The organism is Mycobacterium neglectum (assembly GCF_002591975.1).
In the GTDB taxonomy this organism is placed as follows: domain Bacteria; phylum Actinomycetota; class Actinomycetes; order Mycobacteriales; family Mycobacteriaceae; genus Mycobacterium; species Mycobacterium neglectum.
In genome coordinates, this window is the sequence record NZ_NVQE01000081.1 from 1 (window position 1) to 11,441 (window position 11,441).

The following is an 11,441-nucleotide window of genomic DNA, read 5'->3' on the forward strand; positions in this document are numbered from 1 at the left end:
ACCCGCGCGCTCAAACGGCATCTCGCGGGGCATCTCTGGCGCATCATGCTCGCCGACGAAGACCGCACCATTCGAACATCTTCGGAAGCACTCGCAGACGCCTCTTGACAAATAGAGAGGCACCCCACCAACAGCTGGCCCAGCGCGATCCCGCCGTCGTTCGGTGGCACGAAACGGTGAGTGATCACGTCGAAACCCTTGTCCTGCAGACCGCACATGGTCAGGCGCAGCAGAAGTGCGTTCTGAAACACACCGCCCGACAGCGCGACGGTCGGCATGTCGGTGACCAGCGCGGCGGCCATTCGAACGATCACATCCGCGACTGCCCGATGGAACCTGGCGCCGATCACACCTGCGGCCACCCCGCACCGGGTGTCGGCGATGACCGCGGCGACGACGGGTGCCGGATCGATCACCGCCGGTGTCTGCGTGAGGTCGACGGCGAACTGGTAAGGGGCTGTGCCACAGGTGGCGTCACGGGACATCCCCTCCAGCTCGATGGCCGCCTGCGCCTCGTATGCGACGACCTGGCGGACATCGGCCAGTGCCGCGATGGTGTCGAACAGCCGTCCCATGCTGGACGTCGGAGTGCAACCCAGACCGGTCTCGAGCTGGTGGACCAGTACGCGTTGCTCGTCTGTCGGGCATGCCCGCACGGGTGCCAGGTCCCGATCCCAGGGCAGGCCCGCAGCCCACATGTGCGCCAGTGCCATCCGGTACGGCCGCAGGACGCTGACGTCCCCGCCGGGTAACGGCACATACTTGAGGTGCGAAAGGCGCCGGTAACCCTTGTAATCGGCGAGCAGCACCTCACCGCCCCACACCGCGTTGTCGGGCCCGTAGCCCGTTCCGTCGAAGGCGAATCCGAGTACCGGCTGCGATCCGTCCAGACCGTGCTCGGCCATGACCGAGGCGATATGCGCGTGGTGGTGCTGAACCGTCCGAACGGGACGGCCTGCAGCGTTGCGGTGTGCCCAGGCGGTCGACCGGTACAGCGGATGGGCGTCGGCGACAAGCACGTCCGGTTGCACTCCGGTGAGTGCCTCCAGGTGTTGTCGTGCCGAGTCGAACGCCGACAACGTCGAGAGGTCGTCCATGTCGCCGATGTGTTGGCTGAGCCAGGCGTACTTTCCGTCGGCCACGGCCAGTGTGTTCTTGAGGTCGGCTCCGACTGCGAGGGTCGGCCCGACGGCCACCGGCAGCGCGACGGGCATCGGTGCGTATCCGCGGGAACGTCTGATCGGCAACTCGGCATCGTCAACGACCCGTACGACGGAGTCGTCGCACGGGATCAGGATCTCCCGGTCGTGCATCAGCCAGCCGTCGGCGAGCTGCGAAAGTCGTTCCAGTGCATCGCTGTCTGCGAAGCAGATCGGCTCACCACCGAGGTTGCCCGATGTCATCACGAGTGCGGCCGGGCCGGGCTCGTCTCCGGGCAACCCGAATAGCAGTGCGTGCAGGGGGGTATAGGCAAGCATGACGCCGAGGTCTGGATTGCGCGGGGCCACGGCCTGCGCCACCGCGGCACACGTGCGCCGCGGCACCAGTACGATCGGCCGCTGTGCGCCGGACAGCAGCCGCGCCGACCCGTCGTCGATCTCGGCGATGGTGCGTGCAGTCGCGATGTCCGCCACCATCACCGCGAACGGTTTGTCGCCGCGCCGCTTTCGCGTGCGCAGCTCGGCCACCGCACTTTCGTTGGCGGCATCGCAGGCGAGGTGGTACCCGCCGATGCCCTTGACGGCGACGATGCCGCCGTCGTTCAGTACCCGCCGTGTCTGCCGCAACGCGGCCGCTGACTCGGTCGTGTGGTCAGTGCGGTCTCGGTAGCGAAGTGTGGGGCCGCAGTTCGAGCAGCACACCGGCTGCGCGTGGAATCGTCGATCGCCCGGGTCGCGGTATTCAACTGCGCACTCGGCGCACATTGTGAAGGGCGCCATCGACGTTGACGCGCGGTCGTAGGGGAGCGAGCCGATGATGGTGAATCGCGGGCCGCAATTGGTGCAGTTGACGAATGCGTGCCGGTAGCGCCTGTTCATCGGATCACGCTGCTCGGCGGCGCATTCGACACACATGGCGACGTCGGGGGAGGCCAGCGTGCGGCCCCCGGATGATTGTGATGTGTCCGCGATGGTGAAGCCGGTGCCGCCGACGACCGCGATATCTCGAGTTTCGATCGCCTCGACGACGGCCAGCGGCGGCGGCCGGTTGCGCAGGTTGCTGAGGAAGTCGTCGATCTGGCCGGCATCGCCCTCCACTTCGATGACGGCACCGGAACTGTCGTTGCGTACGGATCCCGACAGGCCAAGCGCCGCCGCGCGCGCGTAGACGAAGGGTCGGAACCCAACCCCTTGCACGACGCCGTGCACGCAGACACGGAGCCTGCGCCTGCCGGTCATGGAAACGCCTGACGATCCTGGCTGGGGTCTTCTTCCGGTTGAGAGCCCCTGCCCATCATCTCCAGGCCGGCCATCGCCTTGTCGGCGCCGTCCTTGTCGGTCTTCTCGACCACGAACCCCATGTGGATGATCACCCAGTCGCCGGCGTCGAACGTCTCCTCGGGAAGCATGCCGATGTTCACCTTGCGGTCTTGGCCAGCGACGTTGACCAACGCCAACTGGTCGCCGTAGCCCTCGAGCATTCTGACGACCTGCCCCGGGATGCCCAGACACATCGGTCAGCCCTCCGCATGAGCGGTTGCGCGGGTGGCCAGGTCGGCGAGGACCTCGTTGACGGTCACGACGGCCCGCGGCACCGCGGCGCTCACCGGTGCCGACAGGCCCATGCCCTCGTCGATGTTCTCTACCTCGCAGCCGATGACGATGGTCTGCGGCGGAGTGCCGCCCAGCGCCCGCAGCGTCGCGAACACGGCGGCCGGGTCCATACTGTGCGCTTCGAGACCGGCGGTAGGCGAAAGGGTTTCGTGATCGGCTTCGAACACGTGAATTGTTCCTGGCGCCCCGCGATCGGGCAATGCATCGACGAGGACAAGCGCACGCCAGTCCTCGAGAAGGTCGTAGGCGAGGTGCATGCCCCTGATCCCGTAGTCCACCGGGTGCACCCCATCTTTGAGTCCGTCGGGCACCTGCCCGATGACATGGCGCATCACCTCGGGTCCGAAGCCGTCGTCTCCGAGGAAGATGTTGCCGATTCCGGCGACCAGGATGCGGGCTGTCATCTGGTTGACGAACTGACGAGAACTACATGTTCCGCATCTTCATGTATCGCCGCATATCCGGGATGGAACGGAGCCCGACCACCACTCCTCCCACTACGACAACAGCGACGACACCGGTTGCTACCCAACCAATTACATCCATCATGAACTCCTATCTGGGCTGACTACTTGTGAATCGAGCGGTTCGACCTCGTCCGGCGCGAAGTACAGGTAACGGCCGTATGAGTCGGGCATCTCGAAGTCTGGATCGTCCTCGACGATGACGCCCACGTACTGCTGGCCGTCGACGTCCTCGTGCACGGACGTGACGCGGGCGGTCTTACCCGCGAAGAAGATGTCCTGTGCGTCGGCGCGGCGACACGGCCGCAGACGGACTCGACTGCCCGCCGCGACCCGCACTCCGTTGACGAGTACGGCGTCGAGGTCGGGACGGACCGCAGTGTCGGCCACCGGATCCCACCAGTCAACGCCTTCTGGGATCTCCGGGATCAGTCCTGCCGTCCGCATCTGCTCGTCCAACTCGTCGTGCCTCGGGTTGTCTGTCTGCCCGGCATGCGGGTTGCGCAGGATGCCGTGCAACTGCTGCATGGCCTCGGGCGACATCGAGTCGCACCGGTCGATGATGGCCGCCGCCAGTGGATCGGTGGCCCGCGCCTGCGCCTTCTCCTCATCGGTCATCGTCATGACGCGGAGCGTGAGGATCTCGTCGATCTCGGTGGAGTCGTAAAGAGCGCCGTCGCTCTGTTCGGCGATCTCCGGGTGGTCGTAGAGGATGATCGGCGAGATCAGCAACAGGTCGTGTTCGCCCGGTCGTCCGGCGAGCACCGGGAAGCAGCGGTGCTGGACGAGGCGGGATACTGGGCCGGCCGCGGACTCCGGCGGGTCGAGCAGGGAGATAAACTCTCCGCCAACCACTTCGGCGATGATGTGTGTTCCGATCAGCGACGTGGCGATGGCCGCGTCTTTGTCTGTTGTGGCCGGGCCGGTGTTGTTGACCGAGACGCTGACCTTGTTGAAGCTGTCGTCTTGTTGGACCGCGATGGTGAGTTCGGCGGTGATCGCCGCCCTGGTCCTGATCAGCCGGCCGCCGTCGACGTCCTCGGTGTCTCGGCCGTCGGGGACCTTGACCTCCAAGGTCCGCGGTGGTGTGAGGTCGGCGACGTCGAAGGGCCCGAAGGAGAGCTCGCATTCGACGGCCTCATCCCAGGTGACCCATGATTTCAACCCGCTGGTCAGCTCGTCGACGGGTTCGAATCGTCCGCCCATGTCGCGTTCGGCGTTTCGATGTTGCAACTGGAGAAAGCGCACGATGAGGGTCAGTTCGCTGTCCCCGTCGATCAGGAATTGGGCGGCCAGGCAGTCGTCTTCGCCGATGCCGGCATCGGACGCGCCGGGTGGCCCCACCACGCCGAACTGCCAGCGGGATTGGTTCTTGGCCGACGTCGCTCGGTAGGGATACAGCAGGTACCCCTCGTAGAGCACCGCGTCGGCGATGGCGCGGGCCCGATCCCAGGTAGGCGTCACCGGGCCTCCTCGGGTTGCGGGATCGGCACCGTGACCTGCGGCGCCTCGGCAAGCAGCGTGGTGACCGCATCCTCGAAGTCGAGCATGCCGCGGGCCGACTTGTAGGCGGCCAGCGCGGCGACGGTGTCGTGGCCGAGTCGCACCCAGCCGGCATTCGGATAGTGCAGTCGCGTCAGGTCTTTCCAGACCGTCACCGGCATATCGTGCTGGGCTTCGCATTCCCACGAAACCTGGCGGACTGAGAATCCGCGCTCACCCTGGACGAAAACCGTTCCGCTGAAAAGGAACAACAGCGGTATGGACCCATCGCGCAACGCGTGAAGATACTTGGACGCCGCGACCTCGAAGTCATAGGTGCAATCCAGTGGCAGCGAGATCTCGGTGGCGCCGGTGAAGCCCTGCACCATGGCGGTGCTGTGCTGCCACAGGAATGTGCGTTGCGTGTTGACCCACCGCTCGCGTGGACCGAACAGGTCGTGCAGGCCCGCGGCCTCGTCATCGGAGTAGGGCCGCCGCAGCGGTTCGATGCGGATCTGGCATCGCAGCGCGATGGCCTGGATCGGTTCGTCGTCACCGGCCACGATGCCGATGCGCGCGATCAGTCGAGGCGTCACCGAGAACTGCTCTGCGGCAACGTCTGCGACGGTGAACGTCAGACTGCTCACTCTGATCCGTTCATGTGCTGGCCACCTTGCTGCGTGCCCTGATCTGCTCGAAGAATTCGTCGACGAATTCGCGGACCTCGTGGCCGCCGTCAAAGCCCCGCCACAACATTCGCAGTCGGCCCACGAACTCGTAGCAGGCGTCGATGGGAACCAGATAGCACTCGGCGGGGGCGTTGAGTTCTGGATCGGCGTGGTCGCGATCGGGAACGCGCACAAGCAGCGCCTCGACATCGTCGGCGAGCATGTCCAGTCGGCTGTCGGCACCGCTGATGCTGCTCAAGGCGTCGAGGTCGAGTTCGGACTCGGTGGCACCGGCCGGCCCCGGATAGAAGGCAACGGTCTTGTCCATGTCGGAATTGTGGAAGAAGAACGCCAGCCCGACGGGTATCTGCAGTGCCTCCCAGGCGCGCCGGTCCAGCGTGAAGTCGGAGAAGGTGAGGTACCGGTCGGGCACCGCGCGGTATCGGAGCTTGGCCTCCGGATCGGTGAACAGCAGGTAGCAGCCGCGACAGGTGCACATCAGTTGGCGCGCCGCGACGTTGACGACATGCTGGTGCTCATCGCTGATCGGCTCGGCGCACATCTCGCAGCGTTCGCCGTCTTGCGACGCGGGACGCTTGTTGGCCCGGATGCGTGCCAGTACGTCGTAAGCACTTGGGCCCGTCATCACATCACCCCGGTGGGCTCGGCGAGCACCGCGACCGACAGCACACCGTCGCGCCGGAGTAGGGGGATCGGGTCGAGGTGAACCGCGGTTTCGGCGTCTTCGTCGAGGCCTGCTCCTGCGTGCACCACGTCGAAATGTGCTTGGCAGCGTGGGCATCGGAGGACCGCCTGCCCGATGGGCGCGCCCATCGGGCGGTGCAGAGCAGCGCCGGCCATCGAATCGTGGCACCGGCCGCACCGATCGCGATAGGCGAACAGATCGTCACCGACGCGACAGGCCAGGATGGGCACCCCTGCGATCAGGAATCCGCCCACCTCGCCCGCGCCGAGATCCCCGATGTCGGGAATCGGGTACCAGGCGGCGGCGCTGGTCTCCTTGTCGTGCACGCGGCTCATCAGCGAATCCGCCGAGATGAGGCTCGACGGTGTTGCGGAGTCCGGTTGCGCGGCTACGACATCGATCGACGTGATCTCCGGGGCTGCGGCACGCACGGCGTCTTCGACGGCGTATTCGAGGGTGATCGCCGACGACGGGCAGCTCTTGCAACTGCCCGCGAACTCCAGTCGGACCACCGGCCCGTCCTGGCCGTTTGCGACCTCGAGCAGCGTGACATCGCCGCCGTGTGAACCCAGGTACGGGCGGACACTGTCGAGGGCATCGGAGATCCTGCGCTCCAGGCTGTGTGGGTGCAGCCCGTGTACGAGCATGAGACTGGCGACGAGTTCGTCGGCCGCGAATCGATCGACCAGTTCCGGGGCTGTTTCGACAGTGACCGAGATGATCCGCTCGAGCGCAGCCCCGTAGAGGTCGGTCAGCTCGGCGGCGAGTTGTTCGGCGCGCTCACGCACAACCGTTCCGCTGCCCGCGCTGGCGTCCAGCAGGTTCTGGATTCGATCACCTGCTGAACGCCACCGCGTTTCGTCGTCGAGTGCCTCCGGGCTTTGTTGTCCTGTCGAGGCCATGTATTACTCCCCAGTCACGGACTGGGTCGGTGAGTGCAGTTTCTCGAGTGTCTTCCCGTCACCGAGGTACATGTGTACTCCGCAGGGCAGGCAGGGGTCGAAACTGCGGACCGTCCGCATGATGTCGATGCCCTTGAAGTTGTCCCGATCGTTTTCCTCGAAGATCGGTTGACCCTGGACCGCGTCCTCGTACGGACCCGGAGTTCCGTAGCTGTCACGTGGGTTGGCGTTCCACGGTGTCGGGGGATAGGGGTGATAGTTGGCGATCTTGCCGTCCCGAATCACCATGTGGTGGCTGAGCACACCGCGGACCGCCTCGGTGAAGCCGCAACCGATGGCCTCGTCGGGCACCGTGAACTTCTCCCACGTCTTGGTGCGCCCGGCACGGATCTCGATCAGCGCCTGCTCTGCGAAGTGCAGCGCGCACGCCGCTGCGTAGGCCTGGAAGTAGGTCCGCGCCCGGTTGCGCTCCAGCGTGTTGCTCCCGTGTTCGGGGATCTTCCACTCCATTGAGACCGGGCCCTTCAGCGCGGTTTTGGGCAGATTGATCTGTACGCTGCGCCCCGTCGCCTTCACATAGCCGATATCGACGAGGCCGGCGAGCGCGGTGCTCCACAGCCGGGCCAGGGGGCCACCGCCGGTGTCCAGCGCCAGATGGTCCTTGCCGTCGAACCACCGCGGCGACATGACCCAGCTGTACTTGTCCTCCATGTCGCGCTTCTGGGGTCTCGGGTTGGTGTGCTGATTCCACGGGTGACGCCGGTCGACGGGGTTGCCCAGCGGATCATTGCGGACGAACATCTCCTGATCGGTCCAGTCGTCGTAATACGAACTGCCCAAGAGGATCCGGATGCCCAGATTGATGTCCACCAGCGAATGGGTGACCAGCTTGCCATCGACGACGACGCCCGGGGTCACGAACATCGCGTTGCCCCACTTCTCCATGTCTTTGTAGGCGAAGTTGCAGACCTCTGGATCCTGGAAGGAACCCCAGCAGCCCAGCAGCGTACGCCGCAAGCCGACCTGCTCGTAGCCGGGCAGCGCCTCATAGAAGAAGTCGAAGAGATCGTCGTGCATCGGGACGACCTTCTTCATGAACTCGACGTAGCGCATCAGGCGCGTCATGTAGTCGGTCATCAGCTGGATGGTTGCGACGGTCCCGACACCGCCCGGATACAGCGTGGAGGGGTGGACGTGCTTGCCCTCCATGAGGCAGAACATCTCGCGCGTCCAGCGACTGACCACCAATGCCTCACGGTAGAACTCGCCGGTGAACGGATTCAGCGCCCGCATGATGTCGGCGACGGTGCGGTAGCCGTGCGCATCCGAGTTCGGGGCAAGCGTGTTCTCGGCCTTGGCCAAGACACCCGGGTTGGTCTCGGAGACCATCTTTTCGCAGTAGTCGACGCCGACGAGGTTCTCTTGAAAGATGTTGTGGTCGAACATGTATTCCGCGGCCTCGCCGAGGTTGACGATCCACTCGCCGAGATTGGGCGGCTTGACGCCGTACGCCATGTTCTGCGTGTAGCAGGAGCACGTGGCGTGGTTGTCGCCGCAGATCCCGCAGATACGGCTGGTGATGAAGTGCGCGTCGCGCGGGTCCTTGCCCTTCATGAAGATCGAGTAGCCGCGGAAGATCGACGACGTGCTGTGGCACTCGACCACCTCACGGTTTTCGAAATCGATCTTGGTGTAGATGCCGAGGCTGCCGACGATGCGGGTGATCGGATCCCACGACATATCAACGAGCGTGCTCGGGTCCTTCTTGGTGTGCTGGGGTCCGGGAACTGTGGTTGTCATTGAGTTTTGCCTTTCTCTGCGATGCGCACTTACCAGGTGCGCTTCGCTCCGGTGGTCAGTTCCTTGCCCGAATGCCGCCACTTCGGCTCTTTGTCGACCGTCTTTCCGGTGATGTGACGCAGATTGCGAATCACCGAGCCGTATAGGCCTGACGCGGTCGTGGAGATCTTTCCGCCAGGAGGCTCGTCCATGAAGGGCATGAACTTGTCAGGGAAGCCCGGCATCGTGCAGCCGATGCATATGCCGCCAACGTTCGGACAGCCGCCGACACCATTGATCCAGCCGCGCTTCGGCACGTTGCACTTGACGACCGGTCCCCAGCAACCAAGTTTCACAATGCATTTCGGCGAGCCGTACTCGGTCGCGAAATCACCCTGCTCGTAGTAGCCGGCCCGGTCGCACCCCTCGTGCACCGTGGCGCCGAACAGCCATTGTGGCCGGAGTGCGTCATCGAGCGGAATCATCGGCGCCTGCCCGGTCGCCATGTAAAGCAGGTAGGTCAACGTCTCGGAGAGGTTGTCGCCCTGAATGGGGCAGCCCGGCACGCACACGATCGGGATCCCGGCCTTGCTCTTCCAGTCCCAGCCGAGGTAGTCCGGCACACCCATCGCGCCGGTCGGGTTCCCGGCCATCGCGTGAATGCCGCCGTACGTCGCGCACGTCCCGACGGCGACGATCGCGGTGGCTTTCGGAGCCAGTCGGTCGAGCCACTCACTGGTGGTGATCGGCTGGTTGGTCGCCGGGTCATTGCCGAACCCGCACCAATACCCCTCCTGATGGAGGTTCTCGTTCGGGATCGACCCCTCGACGACCAGTACGAACGGCTCCAATTCGCCGCGGTCCGCCTTGAAGAACCATTCCAGGAAGTCGTCCGCCCCACCCGTCGGTCCGCACTCGAAGTCGATCAGCGGCCAGTGCACCGCGATTTGAGGCAAACCGGGAAGTGCACCGAGCGCGATCTCCTCGATGCTTGGTTGGGTGGCGCCTGTCAATGCCACGGAATCGCCGTCACAACTGAGGCCGGCGTTGATCCACAGAACGTGGATCAATGTCTCTTCCGCTTTTTGGGCAGCTTCACTTAGCATACTTGCGGCTTTCCGGGATCGGGCTGGGATCCCTGCGGCGCAGGAGTCGCCCTTCGGCCCACTTGCGCGTCGCTAGTTCTCGGTCTACTCCGGCACAAGTGTGTTGTCAATCACACCTAAGCGACGGTCACACGCAGTTCATTTGCGCGCGCGTCAATCCACTGGAACCAGGCATCCAATCCGTCCCCTTTGGTAGCCGAGACGGGTAGGATCTCGACGCTGGGATTGACCGAACGCGCATGCTGCGCACAACGATCGAGATCGAAATCGACATACGGCATTAGGTCGGTCTTGTTGATGAGCACCAGTCCCGCCGCGGCGAACATGTGTGGATACTTCAGCGGTTTGTCGGTTCCTTCGGTCACCGAGATGACCACGACCTTGCTGTGCTCGCCGAGATCAAAGAGCGCGGGGCAGACCAGGTTTCCGACGTTCTCGATGAACAGCAACGAGCCGCTGTCGGGCGCCAGGGTATGCAGCGCACGGTCGATCATCTCGGCGTCGAGGTGGCAACCCGCGCCCGTGTTGACTTGCACCGCACGAGCCCCGGCGGCGGTGATTCGCTCGGCGTCGAGCAGCGTCTCCTGATCACCTTCGATCACCGAAATCTGACGCTGCGAGCCGAGGTGGCGGATGGTGCGCTCGAGCAGGGTCGTCTTGCCCGCACCGGGCGAACTGGTCATGTTGAACGCCAGGATCCCGCGCTCGGCCAGCCACTGCCGGTTCTGTTCGGCCAGCACGTCGTTCTTCGCGAGAACCTTCTGCTCCAGCGAGATGGTCTCGGTGTGCGGGTGTTCGTGATCGTGATCGTGAGGATGGGTGTGGCCATGCGGATGGCCATTGCCCGACTGCGGTTGTCCACTCTTCGCGCGAGCGTCCCCCTGCCTCCCCTGCGCTGCGCGCGTGGGCCCATCGGGCGGGTGGGCCCCCAGCTTGCCAGGGGAGTGCCCCCACATCGCCGTGATCGTTGCTCCGTCATCGCCGCATCCGCAGGTTGCGCACATGCTCAACTCACTTCCATCGAGAGGATCTTCAAGTCGCGGCCGGCGGTCACGTCGACATCGGCACTGCCGCAGGGGCACAACAAGATCAGGTCGTTCAACTCGAAACTGGTGTCGCAGGTGCGGCAGCGTGCCTCACCGGGACGCAAATCGACCACGAGGCTGGCGCCGTCGGCGACGGTCCCCTCGGTGGCGAGTTCGAAGCAGAACGTCATCGCATCGGGGACAACGGCACACAGCGCACCGACTTCGAGCTTGACGCTGTGGACTCGACGGCCCGCGGCGTGTTCGCACACCGCATCGACAACACTCTGCGTCAGTGCCATCTCGTGCATGTTGCCCCGTTTCGGCCGGGATGACCCCACGATAGGCCCGGGGAGGTTCCCACACGCAAAATCCCTCGACACGGCCCAACCGATCACAACTCGGCGTCGTGTTGCCTCATGTCAAGATGCGCGCGAGGGTGGTTTCGTTGCCTCATGTGATTGTGCGCGCTTGGGGATGCGGGCTCTGGTGGCGTGGTCGGACTTGCTCGTCGTCACTTTGAGGAGCCGGGCGG

12 protein-coding genes are annotated in these 11,441 nt (G+C 64.7%); all 12 read right to left on the reverse strand.

Going from position 1 to position 11,441, the window contains the following annotated elements; translation table 11 throughout:
• A partial coding sequence (hypF, locus tag CSQ99_RS29975; protein WP_141562751.1) for a carbamoyltransferase HypF occupies positions 1-2,399 on the reverse strand: 2,399 nt, incomplete at its 3' end.
• The gene (locus CSQ99_RS29980; protein WP_099042608.1) at positions 2,396-2,674 is read right to left on the reverse strand and encodes a HypC/HybG/HupF family hydrogenase formation chaperone; all 279 of its coding nucleotides are present in this window, start codon (positions 2,672-2,674) and stop codon (positions 2,396-2,398) included. The genes CSQ99_RS29980 and hypF, both read right to left, overlap by 4 nt.
• Before the next feature lie 3 nt (positions 2,675-2,677).
• Positions 2,678-3,178, reverse strand: a complete 501-nt coding sequence (locus tag CSQ99_RS29985; protein WP_099042609.1) for a hydrogenase maturation protease — start codon at positions 3,176-3,178, stop codon at positions 2,678-2,680.
• Between the two features lie 22 nt (positions 3,179-3,200).
• Complete coding sequence (locus CSQ99_RS31950; protein ID WP_425437897.1) at positions 3,201-3,323, reverse strand: DUF6893 family small protein; 123 nt, start codon at positions 3,321-3,323, stop codon at positions 3,201-3,203.
• Positions 3,320-4,702: a hypothetical protein gene (locus CSQ99_RS29995; RefSeq protein WP_099042610.1), complete on the reverse strand. Its 1,383-nt coding sequence runs from the start codon at positions 4,700-4,702 to the stop codon at positions 3,320-3,322. The genes CSQ99_RS31950 and CSQ99_RS29995 overlap by 4 nt, the downstream gene beginning before the upstream one ends.
• Positions 4,699-5,367: a DUF6084 family protein gene (locus CSQ99_RS30000; protein WP_099042611.1), complete on the reverse strand. Its 669-nt coding sequence runs from the start codon at positions 5,365-5,367 to the stop codon at positions 4,699-4,701. The genes CSQ99_RS29995 and CSQ99_RS30000 overlap by 4 nt, the downstream gene beginning before the upstream one ends.
• Positions 5,368-5,377: 10 nt before the next feature.
• Positions 5,378-6,034, reverse strand: a complete 657-nt coding sequence (locus CSQ99_RS30005; protein ID WP_099042612.1) for a DUF5947 family protein — start codon at positions 6,032-6,034, stop codon at positions 5,378-5,380.
• Positions 6,034-6,996: a NifU family protein gene (locus CSQ99_RS30010; protein ID WP_099042613.1), complete on the reverse strand. Its 963-nt coding sequence runs from the start codon at positions 6,994-6,996 to the stop codon at positions 6,034-6,036. The genes CSQ99_RS30005 and CSQ99_RS30010 overlap by 1 nt, the downstream gene beginning before the upstream one ends.
• Positions 6,997-6,999: 3 nt before the next feature.
• Positions 7,000-8,796 carry a nickel-dependent hydrogenase large subunit gene (locus CSQ99_RS30015; RefSeq protein ID WP_099042614.1) on the reverse strand — a complete coding sequence of 599 codons (1,797 nt, stop codon included), beginning with the start codon at positions 8,794-8,796 and terminating at the stop codon, positions 7,000-7,002.
• Between the two features lie 29 nt (positions 8,797-8,825).
• A complete protein-coding gene (locus tag CSQ99_RS30020; RefSeq protein ID WP_099042615.1) occupies positions 8,826-9,881 on the reverse strand; it encodes an NADH-quinone oxidoreductase subunit B family protein in 1,056 nt (351 codons plus the stop codon).
• Between the two features lie 116 nt (positions 9,882-9,997).
• Positions 9,998-10,885, reverse strand: a complete 888-nt coding sequence (hypB, locus tag CSQ99_RS30025; protein WP_099042616.1) for a hydrogenase nickel incorporation protein HypB — start codon at positions 10,883-10,885, stop codon at positions 9,998-10,000.
• 2 nt (positions 10,886-10,887) lie between these two features.
• A complete protein-coding gene (hypA, locus tag CSQ99_RS30030; protein WP_099042617.1) occupies positions 10,888-11,217 on the reverse strand; it encodes a hydrogenase maturation nickel metallochaperone HypA in 330 nt (109 codons plus the stop codon).
• Positions 11,218-11,441: the final 224 nt, after the last annotated feature.

What these genes read in the sequence shown, in the direction of transcription:
- CSQ99_RS29980 (WP_099042608.1), bottom strand. Translation starts at nt 2,674, where the DNA reads ATGTGTCTGGGCATCCCGGGGCAGGTCGTCAGAATGCTCGAGGGCTAC.
- CSQ99_RS29985 (WP_099042609.1), bottom strand. Translation starts at nt 3,178, where the DNA reads ATGACAGCCCGCATCCTGGTCGCCGGAATCGGCAACATCTTCCTCGGA.
- CSQ99_RS31950 (WP_425437897.1), bottom strand. Translation starts at nt 3,323, where the DNA reads ATGATGGATGTAATTGGTTGGGTAGCAACCGGTGTCGTCGCTGTTGTC.
- CSQ99_RS30005 (WP_099042612.1), bottom strand. Translation starts at nt 6,034, where the DNA reads ATGACGGGCCCAAGTGCTTACGACGTACTGGCACGCATCCGGGCCAAC.
- CSQ99_RS30010 (WP_099042613.1), bottom strand. Translation starts at nt 6,996, where the DNA reads ATGGCCTCGACAGGACAACAAAGCCCGGAGGCACTCGACGACGAAACG.
- CSQ99_RS30015 (WP_099042614.1), bottom strand. Translation starts at nt 8,796, where the DNA reads ATGACAACCACAGTTCCCGGACCCCAGCACACCAAGAAGGACCCGAGC.
- CSQ99_RS30020 (WP_099042615.1), bottom strand. Translation starts at nt 9,881, where the DNA reads ATGCTAAGTGAAGCTGCCCAAAAAGCGGAAGAGACATTGATCCACGTT.
- hypB (WP_099042616.1), bottom strand. Translation starts at nt 10,885, where the DNA reads ATGTGCGCAACCTGCGGATGCGGCGATGACGGAGCAACGATCACGGCG.
- hypA (WP_099042617.1), bottom strand. Translation starts at nt 11,217, where the DNA reads ATGCACGAGATGGCACTGACGCAGAGTGTTGTCGATGCGGTGTGCGAA.